This is a genomic window from Alicyclobacillus pomorum DSM 14955, assembly GCF_000472905.1.
In the GTDB taxonomy this organism is placed as follows: Bacteria; Bacillota; Bacilli; order Alicyclobacillales; family Alicyclobacillaceae; genus Alicyclobacillus_A; species Alicyclobacillus_A pomorum.
Genome location: NZ_AXAR01000009.1, coordinates 64,982 through 78,093, shown reverse-complemented (window position 1 = coordinate 78,093; position 13,112 = coordinate 64,982). Strand labels below are relative to the sequence as shown.

At 57.4% G+C, this 13,112-nt stretch carries 17 protein-coding genes; 4 read left to right on the top strand and 13 right to left on the bottom strand.

Annotated features, from left to right (window positions below; genetic code table 11):
- Positions 1 to 47 precede the first annotated feature (47 nt).
- The 9 genes from YWK_RS19470 to acpS all read right to left on the bottom strand — a co-directional run bounded on the left by YWK_RS19470 (position 48) and on the right by acpS (position 7,798).
- Positions 48 to 266 carry a DUF1659 domain-containing protein gene (locus tag YWK_RS19470; RefSeq protein WP_051375484.1) on the bottom strand — a complete coding sequence of 73 codons (219 nt, stop codon included), beginning with the start codon at positions 264 to 266 and terminating at the stop codon, positions 48 to 50.
- A 95-nt stretch (positions 267 to 361) separates the two neighbouring features.
- Entirely contained in the window at positions 362 to 1,099 is a 738-nt protein-coding gene (locus YWK_RS0110730) for a gamma-glutamyl-gamma-aminobutyrate hydrolase family protein (RefSeq protein WP_026964792.1), read from the bottom strand.
- 228 nt (positions 1,100 to 1,327) lie between these two features.
- Positions 1,328 to 2,581, bottom strand: coding sequence for an adenosylhomocysteinase (locus tag YWK_RS0110725; protein WP_026964791.1), 1,254 nt, complete (start codon positions 2,579 to 2,581; stop codon positions 1,328 to 1,330).
- Between the two features lie 145 nt (positions 2,582 to 2,726).
- Positions 2,727 to 3,077 carry a type II toxin-antitoxin system PemK/MazF family toxin gene (locus YWK_RS0110720; RefSeq protein WP_026964790.1) on the bottom strand — a complete coding sequence of 117 codons (351 nt, stop codon included), beginning with the start codon at positions 3,075 to 3,077 and terminating at the stop codon, positions 2,727 to 2,729.
- A 4-nt stretch (positions 3,078 to 3,081) separates the two neighbouring features.
- Positions 3,082 to 3,354 carry a CopG family ribbon-helix-helix protein gene (locus tag YWK_RS0110715; RefSeq protein ID WP_026964789.1) on the bottom strand — a complete coding sequence of 91 codons (273 nt, stop codon included), beginning with the start codon at positions 3,352 to 3,354 and terminating at the stop codon, positions 3,082 to 3,084.
- A gap of 154 nt (positions 3,355 to 3,508) precedes the next feature.
- Entirely contained in the window at positions 3,509 to 4,714 is a 1,206-nt protein-coding gene (alr, locus tag YWK_RS0110710; protein WP_026964788.1) for an alanine racemase, read from the bottom strand.
- 154 nt (positions 4,715 to 4,868) lie between these two features.
- Positions 4,869 to 5,864, bottom strand: coding sequence for a LolA family protein (locus tag YWK_RS0110705; protein WP_035466696.1), 996 nt, complete (start codon positions 5,862 to 5,864; stop codon positions 4,869 to 4,871).
- A 34-nt stretch (positions 5,865 to 5,898) separates the two neighbouring features.
- Positions 5,899 to 7,353, bottom strand: coding sequence for an NAD(P)H-hydrate dehydratase (locus YWK_RS19465; RefSeq protein WP_084453636.1), 1,455 nt, complete (start codon positions 7,351 to 7,353; stop codon positions 5,899 to 5,901).
- A gap of 64 nt (positions 7,354 to 7,417) precedes the next feature.
- Positions 7,418 to 7,798: a holo-ACP synthase gene (gene acpS / locus YWK_RS0110695; protein ID WP_026964786.1), complete on the bottom strand. Its 381-nt coding sequence runs from the start codon at positions 7,796 to 7,798 to the stop codon at positions 7,418 to 7,420.
- A gap of 128 nt (positions 7,799 to 7,926) precedes the next feature.
- Here acpS and YWK_RS0110690 point away from each other — a divergent pair, with 128 nt between their 5' ends.
- Positions 7,927 to 8,664: a hypothetical protein gene (locus YWK_RS0110690; protein ID WP_026964785.1), complete on the top strand. Its 738-nt coding sequence runs from the start codon at positions 7,927 to 7,929 to the stop codon at positions 8,662 to 8,664.
- A gap of 46 nt (positions 8,665 to 8,710) precedes the next feature.
- Here YWK_RS0110690 and YWK_RS0110685 read toward each other — a convergent pair whose 3' ends face one another.
- Entirely contained in the window at positions 8,711 to 9,454 is a 744-nt protein-coding gene (locus tag YWK_RS0110685) for a DUF190 domain-containing protein (protein ID WP_026964784.1), read from the bottom strand.
- A gap of 92 nt (positions 9,455 to 9,546) precedes the next feature.
- Here YWK_RS0110685 and YWK_RS0110680 point away from each other — a divergent pair, with 92 nt between their 5' ends.
- Entirely contained in the window at positions 9,547 to 9,744 is a 198-nt protein-coding gene (locus tag YWK_RS0110680; protein ID WP_026964783.1) for a hypothetical protein, read from the top strand.
- Between the two features lie 162 nt (positions 9,745 to 9,906).
- Here YWK_RS0110680 and YWK_RS21905 read toward each other — a convergent pair whose 3' ends face one another.
- The gene (locus YWK_RS21905) at positions 9,907 to 10,182 is read right to left on the bottom strand and encodes a hypothetical protein (RefSeq protein ID WP_156909119.1); all 276 of its coding nucleotides are present in this window, start codon (positions 10,180 to 10,182) and stop codon (positions 9,907 to 9,909) included.
- A 220-nt stretch (positions 10,183 to 10,402) separates the two neighbouring features.
- Between YWK_RS21905 and map the strand changes: the two genes are divergently transcribed.
- Entirely contained in the window at positions 10,403 to 11,149 is a 747-nt protein-coding gene (gene map / locus YWK_RS0110675) for a type I methionyl aminopeptidase (protein ID WP_026964782.1), read from the top strand.
- Between the two features lie 102 nt (positions 11,150 to 11,251).
- Here map and YWK_RS0110670 read toward each other — a convergent pair whose 3' ends face one another.
- Positions 11,252 to 12,406, bottom strand: coding sequence for a VIT1/CCC1 transporter family protein (locus YWK_RS0110670; protein WP_245578595.1), 1,155 nt, complete (start codon positions 12,404 to 12,406; stop codon positions 11,252 to 11,254).
- 121 nt (positions 12,407 to 12,527) lie between these two features.
- Between YWK_RS0110670 and YWK_RS22245 the strand changes: the two genes are divergently transcribed.
- Positions 12,528 to 12,680, top strand: coding sequence for a DUF488 family protein, N3 subclade (locus YWK_RS22245; protein ID WP_211231397.1), 153 nt, complete (start codon positions 12,528 to 12,530; stop codon positions 12,678 to 12,680).
- Positions 12,681 to 12,732: 52 nt separating this feature from the next.
- On the opposite strand, the gene YWK_RS0110660 is transcribed toward YWK_RS22245, so the two are convergent.
- The gene (locus YWK_RS0110660; protein WP_026964780.1) at positions 12,733 to 13,110 is read right to left on the bottom strand and encodes a toprim domain-containing protein; all 378 of its coding nucleotides are present in this window, start codon (positions 13,108 to 13,110) and stop codon (positions 12,733 to 12,735) included.
- Between the last annotated feature and the right edge of the window lie 2 nt (positions 13,111 to 13,112).

The following is a 13,112-nucleotide window of genomic DNA, read 5'->3' as shown; positions in this document are numbered from 1 at the left end:
CAGGTCACCTCCCTTCCGTCGTCGCGCGGTCGTTCCGCCAACTTCATTTACGCCTCAATGCCGTTCTGGTCCACCTTCGACACCCCGTACAGGGTCTCTGCGAAGAGCTCTCCCAAGGCTTGTCCAACTGCGAGAATGTCGTCGTCGGAAGCCTTCGGTGACACGTGCGCGTAGTTGCGGTTCTTCAGTTTGGGCAAGCCGCTCGACGTGGTGCCGACCTGAAACTGCAACTGCAGGTGCCGGGAAACCGGAGTCACTGTCGCCATGGAACTCGCCTCCTCTCTTGCGCTGTATCGGGTGCGCACTGCTTCACATGCAAAAAGTCCCCCAGGCGGGGGACAAGAGGTTTCAGTGGTCCAGCTCAGCGCCCGGACGAAGCGGCTGCCACCAGCCCCTGAAACAGTCCGTGGTGTTCTGGATACGTTCGCCACAGGTTTTCCGGGTGCCACTGGACGGCGACAAGAAACGGGTACTGGGCATGCTCCATGGCTTCCACCAGCCCTTCCGCGTCCCAAGCACTGGCCAAGAGGCCACGGCCCAGGTCCTTGACAGCCTGGTGGTGGAAGGAGTTACAAAGCAGTTCGCTGCGCCTCCCCAGGAGTTGGTAGAGTCTGCTGTGTGGCTCCACAGAGAGGCCGTGGCTGAGGTGATTTCGCCGTGCACGCTGCCGGTGCTGGATGGTTCCCCGCCAGTCACGGGGCAAGTCCTGGTACAGCGTGCCGCCGAGCGCCACATTCAATATCTGCATCCCTCGGCAGATGCCGAGAATCGGCTTTCTCCGCTGCATCATGCGGCGAATCAGTGTGAACTCCAAGGCGTCGCGTTCCGGGACAATCTGGCCAAGCCCGTGGTGAGGCTGCTCTTCCCACAGCGACGGATCCACGTCCTCTCCTCCGGCCAGAAGCAGCCCGTCTAGTTTATCCGCGAGGGCGCCAGCTGTGTCAGGGGTTTCAACATAGGGCACGACAACCGGAAGGCCGCCAGCCGTTTCCACCCCCTGGGCGTAGTCGTCGCCAGACACGACGGCAAGTAATACTGGGGATGACGAATTCGTAGCGATGACGTGTCGCGTGCCGGTGATGCCAATGAGCGGTCTCAACTAGGTTCTCCCTCCCGAACTTCTTCCACTGAAGCGAGCGCGGACGTACCGCCTCAGTGATTCGCAGGGCACTCACCTCTACAAAAAAGGCGATGCGGCTTCTGCCACATCGCCTCCATTCGCGGCGATACTCGTGTATCCTACGCCGTGACCACGCTTCCTGTGATCCGCGATGTGCAACCTTCCACGCGAACGATTCGTCCCGATGTTGCGCATCGCGGGTGATGTTTATTCGGTCCAACTGGACAGGTACTTTATCTGCGCTTCTGTCAGGGTGTCAATGGAGATGCCCCATTCCTGCAGCCGCATGGTGGCGACCATGTCGTCCAGGTGTTTGGGAATGGAGTGCAGACCTGGTTGGTAGTTGCCCGTCACCACTTCCCGCAGGCCCAGCGCTTGCAGCGAAAACGTCATGTCCATGACCTCGGCCGGATGTCCATCGCCCGAAGCCAGGTTCACCAGCCGGCCTTCTGCCAGCAGGTAGACTTTGCGACCGTCGTGGAACGCGTACTCTTCAATGTTCTTGCGCACCGTCCGCACAGATTTCGACATAGCGCGCAAGTCGGGCTTGGAGATCTCGACGTCAAAGTGACCCGCGTTGGCGAGCACAGCGCCGTCTTTCATCACTTCAAACGCTTCTCTGGTAATGCAGTCCTTGTTGCCGGTGACTGTGACAAAGAAGTCGCCGTGTTTCGCCGCTTCCACAATCGGCATCACCTCGAAGCCGTCCATCACGGCTTCCAAGGCCTTGATGGGGTCCACTTCCGTCACAATCACACGGGCGCCAAGTCCCTTCGCCCGCATGGCGAGGCCCTTGCCGCACCAACCGTAGCCTACAATGACGGCAGTCTTCCCCGCCACCAGCAGGTTGGTGGTGCGCATGATGCCGTCCCACGCCGATTGACCTGTCCCATAGCGGTTGTCAAACAGGTATTTGCAGTAGGCGTCGTTGACAGCAATCATCGGAAACTTCAAGGTGCCTTCGGCGGCCATGGCCTTGAGGCGCAAAATCCCAGTGGTCGTCTCCTCGCATCCGCCAATGATTTCTTTCGTCTGCTCGGGTCTTTCGCGGTGCAGCGTGGTCACCAAATCTCCGCCGTCGTCAATGATGGCGTCCGGGTGGAAATCGAGCAACTTGTTGATATGCATCTGATACTCTTCGGGCGTTGCGCCGTGCCAAGCGTAGGCGGTCACACCGCTGTCCACCAGCGCGGCAACGACGTCATCCTGGGTCGACAGCGGGTTGCTGGCTGCCACCGCAACTTCCGCGCCGCCAGCCTGCACCACCAGTGCCAGGTATGCGGTCTTCGCCTCTAAGTGAAGACAAATGCCGACCTTTTTGCCCGCAAACGGGCGCTCTTTCTGGAACTGCTCGCGAATGCGCCGCATCAACGGCATGTGGGCTTCCACCCAGTCGATTTTCAAGCGGCCTTCTTTGGCCAGACCAATGTCGCGGATCAAAGATTGTTCCACGGACGTCATTCCGCTCACTCCTCGCGCACCTTTGAGATTGTCTCCTCCATGCATTTCACGGGAACGGGTTCAGCTATCGCCGGCGTCTGCCGACAAGGGTCGCCACATACGAAAATGGAGACGGTTGTCGTCCGCCTCCAGCTCAGTTCGTGCGTCAAAACTCCACGAGACCCAAGCTAATCTGCAGGGCATCGTTCACGCGCCGCATGGTCGCGTCATCCAGGTGAGTGATTTTATCCGTCAAGCGCTGCTTGTCAATGGTGCGAATCTGCTCCAATAAAATGACAGAATCCCGCTCGAGCCCATCTGGCTCTGCAGGAATTTCGACATGCGTGGGCAATTTCGCCTTTTGAATTTGCGCTGTGATGGCAGCGACAATCACCGTGGGGCTAAATCGGTTTCCGATATCGTTTTGAATAATCAAAACCGGCCGAAACCCGCCTTGTTCAGACCCGACGACGGGTGAGAGGTCGGCGAAAAAAATGTCCCCACGCTTGACGTTCAAGTCGTCACACCCCACTCACTAAGCGTTCGACCGTTCCCCCTGCCTCCTGTTCCAATGGAAACGACTCAGACGCAATCCGCAAATTGATCCGCGCCATTTCCATGTAACCTTGTTGCATGGCTGCACGTATATCGCTCATGCGCCGCTCTGTCACATACCGCCTCATCGCTTCGCGAATCACCTCGCTGCGATTCGTGTGTTGCTGATGCGCAATGCCATCCACCTGATGTAATAATTGCTCAGGGATGTTCACTACAATGCGCTTGTGATTCGACACACGCGGCACCTCCACTACAGTACGTACCTTATGACTCATCTGCTATTATAGCGAGCCGGGAAAACGCCTGTCAAAGTGATTCGAAAAAAGTCGTCCACGAAGTCGCACAGGCGAGCGAGTGCCTTGACACGGCGAAGCATTGCTGCCCTGACACTCACTTCACATAGATCCGAGGTACGCGTGGAGACAGAGCGCACATCAATTCGTAAGAAATCGTCCCGAGGCGATTCGCCAGCTCATCCAGCGACAATACAGGTTCCTCTCGGGCCGACTCGCGGAAGGTGGTCCGTAACCACTCCAGCGCCTCGTCCGTGCCGATGCCATAATGAGACAAGTTTTGACGAGTCCAATCGGAAGGTGCCCGGTGTCCATACAACGTGACACAGTCACCTGTAGACACCTCGTCGACGTCTGTCACGTCAATCATCAATTGATCCATGCAGACATTTCCAATCACTGGAACGCGCTGACCCTTCACCCACACGAAGCTCTGGTTAGACAGTCGCCGCGGGTATCCATCCGCGTAGCCCACCGGTACTGTCGCCACCTTAGTCACCCGAGGCGCCGTAAACGTGGCCCCATATCCAACCGATTCTCCCGTTTGAATGGTATGCACACGCGTCACAAAGCTGTACAGATTCAGTGCTGGCTTCAGCGATACAGATGGCACAAATGCATCGCTGGGCGCATACCCATACGCACTAATGCCAATGCGCACCATGTCAAACTGCCAGTCTAAGCGTCGCAGCGCAGCCGCACTGTTTGCAGCGTGAACGAGTTTGGGATGGAGACCAACATTCGACAGGATGCCCAACATTTCTTGAAATCGTCTGATCTGTTGTTCCGCATGATGCAGCGTCTCAGCATCCGCGCAAGCCAAGTGTGTAAAGGCGCCTTGACACTCTACGTCTGACCGAGCCAATATCCACTGTGCCAAGCGCACACATTCTTCGTTTGTTCGGACACCCAGCCGCGTCATGCCGGTGTCAATTTTCAAATGCCCCTTGATGGGCGGTGACAAAGGCACATCTGGCCAATCCAAACAATCTTCCGTCAACGTCACGTCCAATTGGAATTTGGCAGCCGCCATCGCGCTTTCGTACGTTGACGCACCCAACACCAAAACCGGCGTTTGAATCCCTGCCTCGCGCAGCGCAATACCTTCTTCCACGCTGGCGACGGCTAGGTACGACGCGCCTCCTTGCACTGCCGCGCGAGCGACTTCCACGGCACCGTGACCATAGCCGTTAGCCTTCACCGTGACCAACACTCTAGTGGTCGGCGCCAGCCGCGCGCGAATGGCTGCGACATTTTCCCGAATCGCGTCCAAATCGACGACGGCGAACGTTCCACGGTACACGTCGTCACCCCCAAGTACTCCACTTGTCCGCCCGAAGGCAATACCCAAAGTGTACTCGAGAGCTCCGGATTCGGCAAATTCAACAATGTGCAAATCGCTCGCTGAAAATAAAAACGCCCCTTCCCTGCGTTGAGGGAGAGAGGCGTTGCCAGTCTTACTTGCCGACTTGGCCAAACGTAGAAATGGCGACCGCCTTCATTTGTTCCAAGGAGAGTTTCCCACTGCTCAAGGAGAACTCGTAGCCGTTGTTGAGCCAGGTCAACTGGTGCGAATCGTTCGACCCATAGTATAACGCCGGAACGCCGTAGAGGTCTACGAGTTCCCCAGCCGGAACCCCAGCAACCCCGGGACCCGGAATCGATTCGGCCAGCGTGAACGTGTGGTCTCCCGTGTAGCGGAGCAGCGCGGACGTCGCCGAATCCTGTCGTTCGACATCCAGCGAGTCGCCCAGCGTTTCGTCCGGTGCCACCCAGGCGAAATTGTCACTCACGTTCGCCATGGTGGCTTTCGTCGAACTGGTCGCGATTTTGTGCGGATCGAAATCGGTGTTGCTATACTTCACACCCGTCTTGAAACTGGTGAACTCCAGCGTCACGATGGCCGTGTCGTCTTTGTCGAAGAGCACCACTTTTTTCGGCTGATAATTCTGCGCATTGATGGTGACTTCCTGGCGGGAGACGATGTCGCCGCCCTGTGTCGCAGGCAACGTGAATCGGTAGTCTCCACCCTGTTTCGCCAGCTTCACGTTCTTGTCGGTCGACAGTTGCTGCAAGAGTTGATCATATAAATAGATGTGTCCTTGATTTTGCGCCCAATTGCCGTTGAATCGGAAGACCTTTTGCAACGACGGACTCACGACGAACATCCCGTTGCCGTTGCGGACAATCACCTGATTGATATTCTTGTTGGCGTCTCCGAGCTCAATCTTGTAGACATCTGGTGATTCGTAACTGGTGTGAATATAGTATGTTTGCGATCCGTTGTCCATTTGTACGGTCATCTTGGCTTCACTTTGGTAATTGACCGTCTCCAGCTTTTCCGCCTGTGTCTGCAGTTTCGACGTGACTTGGTTTTTGGAAGGTGCACCGCATCCTGCGACAAGCCCGACTACCAGCCCCATCGCCAATATCCATCCACTGATTTTACGCATAGTCCACCTCGCCTTTCGTCGACAAAACACCCATTCACAGCGATTCCTCGGGATCCGCGTCGAAATGGAGGGATATTGCGCGGGAAATATTTTCGACAACATCCGTCGCCATGGTACTGGCTCTGCCCAAGTGCTGCCCTGCCAACTCACCCGCCAACCCGTGGATGTAGGCGCCAGCGCAGGCCGCGTCGAAACTGGGCACCCCTTGCGCCTGCAGACCGCCAATGACGCCGGCCAGTACATCTCCGGTCCCAGCCGTGGCCAGCGATGCGTCACCCGTCGGCACCACGCGCAGCCGGCCATCGGGATGGGCAACCAGAGACCGGTACCCTTTCAGCACCACCACTGCCTTCGTCTGTTCGGCCAGTGTTTGCGCTGCGCGGATTCGATTGGCCTGCACCTCTGCCGTCGACCACTGCAACAGTCGGCCACACTCCTTGGGATGTGGCGTTAGCACCCAGTCCCCGTTCAGACGAGGAACGTCCTGCATCAGTGCCAACCCATCGGCATCCAGGACACCGGGCCCTTTGTGGGACGTCATGACGGATTGCCAGTCACTCCGGTCTGGCCCCAGCCCAGGGCCGACCACAATACTGTCGCAATCGTCGAAGAGCGCGGTCGGCGACGTGGCTTTGCGCAACACGAATTCGTACGGAGCGCCGTTTGGAATGTCCGACCCGCCGAGAATCACCAGGCCGGCGCCTGCGCGAGCCGCACCCAGTCCCGCCAAAATGGCGGCGCCGTGCATACTGCCGACAGCGATGCCCACTCGGCCGTACGTTCCCTTGTGCGTATCCGACGACCGCCGAGGGAAGGCGATCCGCACAGCATCGGGCGTTACCCAGGCTGCGCACATGTTCGCATCCGCAGGCTCAATGCCGATGTCGACCACTTCGACCGCGCCGGCCAACAGACAGCCTGGCGTGACCGCCGTGCCAAGTTTTTGGTAGCCCATGGCCACCGTGACATGAGCGCGTACTGCGGCGCCGTCGACCCTGCCCGTGCTGGCGTCCACACCGGACGGGACATCCACAGCCACCGTCCAGGGGGATACTGCGTTGACGCGTTCCATGAGTTCGGCGAGCACACCGGTCACCGGGCGTGTCACACCCGTGCCGAGCAAAGCGTCCACGTACACGTCGGCAGGCGGAATGGATCCACCGGATACGTATACTTCATACGGAACATCTGCCGCGAGGGCCATGTCCGCTGCCTGCTTGGCGTCCCCAGACAAGGCGTTGGGTTCCACCGTCGTGACCACGTGGACGAAAGGCACACCGAAGTGCCGCAGCCAGCGCGCAGCAATCCATCCATCGCCGCCGTTGTTGCCCTTGCCGCAAAGCACCGTTACGCGCTTTGGGTGTTGCTTCATGACGACCTCTGCCACTTGTTTTCCCGCATGCTCCATTAAGAGAATTCCGGGTATGCGCCGTGTTGTGATGGTGCGTCTGTCTAGTGCTTGCATTTGCTCGCTCGTTACAAGATACACTCGGTACCCTCCCCGAGGATTGGTATTACATATATTCCGCCCGTCCCACGAATAGTACAATCCTCTACTCGTCCGGGTCTGCCTCCAGAATGGCGGTTGCAAAAGCCATGGTCGACGTGTGCGTCACGGAAACGCTCCACCGTCCACGAAATTCTTGTGGCAAATCGCTGTGCAGGAATCGGACCTGCAGCCCCCTCTGACCAACAACTAGTTCCACGAGATTCATCCTCAGTCGCCCAATGCCGCAGCCTGCCGCCTTCGCTATCGCTTCTTTGGCGGCAAATCGGCCTGCGAGAAACTCCACCATCCGCTCCACCGAAACATTGGCGCACTGGATCCGTTCGTTGGGCGCGAGGATACGCTGTAACAGCCTGTCGCCCTGCCGCTCGTACGCCGCACGGATTCGCCCGATGTCCACGAGGTCCGTGCCAAGTCCCAACAGCATCCGGTCGCCTCCTTTCACACTTGAATTCAAGGCATGTCCATGTAGAATGAGTAGGGAATCGACGAGTTTTCCAAATCGTTCGATATGTATGATAGGCCAGCGATTAACTCGATAAGGTGGTCGATGTCGTGATTCATCAATTCTGGCGTTCCATCCTCGGTCTCATGCTCGTCTGCACGGTCTTTACCGCGGTGTCCTGGTGGTATCTGGTGTCCACGGATATCGTACTGACAGCACCCGCCATCCGTGAACAGCTGTTGTCTCTGCCAACCAGCATTCCGTCCATTTGGAACATCATCCGCCCTAGCACCAATATATCCTGGTTGTCGCCGTTTGTCGTACTGCTTGTCCAGGTGTTCCTCACCGGCGGATTTTACGGCAGCCTTGTCCGCATCAACACACGTCAGGCTGTATCTCTCACGACGTTCCTCCACGACGCCGCGCGCAGCTTCTGGCGACTGTTCCTGTGGTACCTGCTGTGGACCGGCATCAACATCCTCTTGGCGGGTGTCGTTCGGGTGTTCCCACAGATGAACGTGACGTTGACCGTTTTGGTTCTTCTGCTGCGGTTTCTCTTCCTGTTTGCCGACGTGGCGCTGGTCTCCGAGCGCAACATTCCATTGGCGTTCCAATCGGCGGTTGGCACGCTGCTGTCCAGCGTGATGGCGATGCTTCCCTACGGCGTTCTCCTTGTCTTTCTGACGGGATTCTCGCTCTCTTTGTCCATTCACGTGTCCTGGTTTGGATTGGCGGGATTGGCTGTCGCGTACGGAATCGCAGTGACGTGGCTCCTCCACATGGTGGTGGCGCGCTACATATACTTCTCGAATTGGGCAGACCGCGCCGGGGTTCGCGCACAGGCGTAAATCCGCTGACGTTGGCCGCCGAGCCCATCCGACCGCCGGCTGAACGTCAGGGATGGCTGGGATGGTGCCACACCACCGGCTTGCTCACGATGAATCCATGCCCGTCCACCAATGTCACCAGTTCCGGCAGACAAGGTTCCAAGGTCTCCGCTTTGTCGAGCACGGTGACCACGATGGGTACGTCACTCTTCTGAAACCACCGGGCGCGCGAGCGAATTTGGCGCATGTGCCCGTACCCGGAGATGCTGCGCGCCGTGGAGACCCAGAGGATGTCTCGGTGACGCAGGAATTCAGCCACCGCCTGGTAGACCGGCTTGCCTCCGATGCGGTTCTGTTCCAACGTAAAGATCTGCACCTGTAGGCCGTCGTACGCGACGCCAGACGTGTGCTCTGGAACGTTCATTGGTTGCTGATGTCCCGGCTCCTTCACCGCATCTCCTCCTCCACCGTCTCCAGTCGGCCACACATGCCCCTGCTCCACCACCAGAATGCCCTTTTTCCCCATCCGCTTTTGGCACACGGGAATGAAGCGCTCCAGAGCGGGCACCGTGTCCACAAATTCCAGCAGCACTGGAAGCTGATTGGACGACACTTCACTTTCCACGGTTCGAAACGTGCGCTTGGACCGACTGCCTTCGACGTGACTCCACACCGTGCCCCCGCGCAGCCCGCAATCCATCGCGTCCTGGAGCAGCACTTTGTACAGCAAGCGTCCCCGCCAGTCTGTCTCGGCGCCGTTCCACACCCCCGCTTTCAGCACGCTACACGACGAGCACAGTGCTTCATTCATGAAAAAACCTCCATCCGCCATGTGGACTGTGCAAGTCTCGGGCGATTGTGGCACAATGTCTGTGGTACTTGTTCCAAGAGAGGAGTCAGGCTGTGCATACGCTTCTACACCTCGGACTCGACGCTGTCTTTTGCATTGTGATTGCCGTTCTCTTCACCATATTCGTCATCGTGCGACCAGATGCGAACCGCACCGTATCCCGCCGTCGCCTGATTGGCATTGCCTGCGTCGGACTGGTCATCGGCATCGTCTTTCTGAGTACGTCGTCACTTTACGTACAGTCCTCCTGACAGGGCCTTGCTTTCTCTATCAGGATGGCCTCTCAGCGCCTCGTTTTAACCGGGGCATAGGAAAACGGGTTGCCTCGGCAACCCGTAGATAGGACGTAGATAGGACACGTCAGAATATGCATCATTCCATACTTTCCCCAACGCCAACGCACCGTGCGCTCGTCAAATCTTCCAGTCGCTCAATCTTCCACGACGGTCCAAAATCGGCTGTAGTCGTCTGTCACTGGATCTCGGCTTATCCCGCGAGGTGAATGCTCCGACTGCGGAATGACCGGCTTGCCGCAGTACGGGCAGTTCCAGATCCGATTGAATTCGGCGCTCGAAAATGCGGATTCCCCGCAATGAGGACAGACGGCTGAGGGCACCTTTGGTCACTCTCCCTGTACGCTCCGCGCCGTACACTTCGCCAGCAGAGCGAAACGCAAGTTTCTCATACATGGTATTCTGATTCTATTATATCCATCGATTGGGAACCTTGCGACGAAAAAGGCACCTCGTCTACCCTTTCACGTGACACACAGAATATGGTGGCATGTCCGTCGCATCCGGAATCGGTTTTGGGTATGATGGAACACAGTGAAAGAGGTAGAATAAGCGGGTGACGGACGTTTTTAGGGCACAGTACATGTGACTACCGTGTGTAAATGGAGGTTTCACGTTGATTGTCACGAAGAGCAATTACGAAATACAGCTGATGCGCGAAGCAGGCAAGGTGGTCGCGGAATGCCATGCGGCATTGAAGGACTTTATCAAGCCCGGCATCACCACCTTGCAAATTGACGAATTCGTGGAGAAATTTATTACGCGCCACAAGATGATCCCGGCGCAGAAGGGCTACAACGGGTATCCGTTCGCAGCCTGCACGTCGGTCAACGACGTGATTTGCCATGGGTTCCCGAGCGACTACGTGCTCAAGGATGGAGACATCATCACCGTGGACATGGTTGCGTTGCACAAGGGGCTGCACGCCGACTCCGCCTGGAGCTACGCCGTCGGCAACATTAGCAAAGAAGCACAGCACCTGCTCGACGTGACCCATACAGCCTTGTTCAAAGGCATTGAGCAGGCCATCATTGGCAACCACATTTCAGATATTGGCCACGCGATTCAGACGTACGTGGAATCGGAAGGTCTGTCGGTCGTTCGCGACTACATTGGCCACGGCATTGGCCGCAAGATGCACGAACCACCGGAAGTACTGCACTTCGGACCGCCGCACCGGGGACCGAAAATCCGCAAAGGCATGACGTTTACGATTGAGCCGATGGTCAACATCGGAACGTATGAGACCGTGTTGGACGAAGACGGCTGGACGGCCCGGACGGCAGACGGCAGCCTCACCACCCAGTACGAACATACGCTGGTCATCACGGACAACGGCCCGGAGATTTTGACCGCGCTCTAAGGGCAGGAGCGATTGGCAAATCGCAGAAATGGCGCGCCCAGGAAAGGCGCGCCATTTGCGTGTTCAGAGATTCGGTTGTGAAATCGCCTGAAACCAGACGTCCTAGACCGCTGTGACGCCGAAAATGGAAGACCCAATGGCCCCAAGTGCGTAAGACACAACGCCGACGATGATACCGACCAGTGTCATTTCGAGACCGCTCGACCACCAACTCCGAACGGTGATGAGGCTCTTCGCAGCACCGACAGCGAAGTGCGCCAACAAGCTGACAATCGCGGCAGCAACCATGGCTGGGAGGCCACTCAAGAAGAAGAAGGGCACCAGCGGAATAATGCCGCCGACGAACGTGGACAAGCTGCCAAACAAAGCAGATTTCCACGGATTCCCGCGTCCTTCCTCGTGAAATCCAAACTCCTCCTGCACCATGGTCTTGAGAAACTGGTCCTTATCCTGGGCAATCGTCTCCGCAATCTTGGCGGACTCCTCCGGCGTGAAACCCTTGAGTTGGTAGAGCAACGCCAGTTCCTCGATTTCGTGCTCTGGTTCCTCTTCGATTTCCCGCCGTTCCTGGGCCAACGTGGTCTCCATCACTTCGTTCTCCGACTTCGTCGCGAGCCAGGCTCCGGCCCCCATGGACAACGTGCTGGCCAGCGCGCCAAAGAAGCCACTGATGAGCACTGTGTGCGTGTTCTCCGTGAATCCAGCAACACCGGAAATGATGCCAAAAATCGCGCCCAGGCCGTCGTTCACCCCGTAAATGGCGTCCCCGACCCAGTCCTTGGATCCTTGACGGTGACGCTCACGACCCCACAGGCTGCGGAGTCGCTTCTCCGGACTGTGTCCTTGCTTCAACAATTCATCCAGTTCTCCGTGCGCCGCCTCGTCGGCGTCAATCTCGTCGAGGATGCGCAGGATGTCTTCGTCGTTGATGACGTTGCGCAGGGAGCGGTACCACGTGGCATTGCTGTCTTCAATGGCTTCAATCCGCTGCACAATCCCCACTGGATTCAGGCCTTTGATGGAGACATGCGGTTTCTGGAGGGTGGTCACGTCATACCCCGACGCCCTGAGCTTTTCCTCCCACATGCGCGCGTGCTTGTACTCCACGTCCGCAAGCTGGGCGAAAATGTTCTTCCGCCGCTCATTGGTCTCTTGCTGTGCGGAGAGTTCGTACAGGGCGGCCGCTTCCATTTCGCGCCGCCAGTTTTCGACCATGGTTTTCTGTATATAATCGCGGTTTGCGGATTCGGTCGTCATCCTACGCCTCCTTCGCGCGTGACTTTCGCGTGCAGATCTGTCGTTGCGTTGCAAATGTCGAGTATAATAGCATAATACCTGATCCTTTCGCACGGCTAAAGCGCTCGGAGGAACACGCACCATGCACGAACTACAGTTGAAACGAGTCTACGAACCATGGTCCACAAGCGACGGAACGCGCATTCTTGTGGATAGACTGTGGCCCCGCGCGGCGCGCGATCCGATTCACAACCACGCCCAAGTCCTGTACGACGTCCTGAATGCAAATATGTAAAGCCCTCGGCCGATACCGAGAGCCCATACAAAATGTTGCAAATTACTCCTGTTTACAGGTCAAACAGCTCCGGGTGGAGCCACTTATCATCCACTTCAAAATGTGCGTCTGCGAGGACGCGGGCCAGGTGTTCCAAGGGGGTTCGCGCAACTTCCCGGTACATGCGGCGCGTGTACAGGTGTTTCGCGTTGGGCAACTCCCTTTTCAATTGACTCCGCAATTTCATGCCCGATGCATCCGCATCCACCAGCACATACACGTCTTCTTCGTCTTGCAGTTCCTGAATGAACATCTCCATTTTCTCGTAACTCAAGGTCCCGAACGTACACACAATCCGCACGGGTTCATCCAAGACGGCGAGCAACCGCTCCCGGTCCGTCTTGCCTTCCACAATAATCACTTTCTCCGCGTCCTCGCTTCGAATCGTCATGA

Excerpts from the sequence above, each read along its gene's own strand:
- YWK_RS21905 (WP_156909119.1), bottom strand. The coding sequence starts at position 10,182 with ATGTATGAGAAACTTGCGTTTCGCTCTGCTGGCGAAGTGTACGGCGCG.
- YWK_RS0110705 (WP_035466696.1), bottom strand. The coding sequence starts at position 5,864 with ATGCGTAAAATCAGTGGATGGATATTGGCGATGGGGCTGGTAGTCGGG.
- YWK_RS19470 (WP_051375484.1), bottom strand. The coding sequence starts at position 266 with ATGGCGACAGTGACTCCGGTTTCCCGGCACCTGCAGTTGCAGTTTCAG.
- YWK_RS0110685 (WP_026964784.1), bottom strand. The coding sequence starts at position 9,454 with ATGAATGAAGCACTGTGCTCGTCGTGTAGCGTGCTGAAAGCGGGGGTG.
- YWK_RS0110660 (WP_026964780.1), bottom strand. The coding sequence starts at position 13,110 with ATGACGATTCGAAGCGAGGACGCGGAGAAAGTGATTATTGTGGAAGGC.
- YWK_RS22245 (WP_211231397.1), top strand. The coding sequence starts at position 12,528 with ATGCACGAACTACAGTTGAAACGAGTCTACGAACCATGGTCCACAAGC.
- acpS (WP_026964786.1), bottom strand. The coding sequence starts at position 7,798 with ATGCTGTTGGGACTTGGCACGGACCTCGTGGACATCGGGCGAATCCGT.
- YWK_RS0110725 (WP_026964791.1), bottom strand. The coding sequence starts at position 2,581 with ATGACGTCCGTGGAACAATCTTTGATCCGCGACATTGGTCTGGCCAAA.
- YWK_RS0110670 (WP_245578595.1), bottom strand. The coding sequence starts at position 12,406 with ATGACGACCGAATCCGCAAACCGCGATTATATACAGAAAACCATGGTC.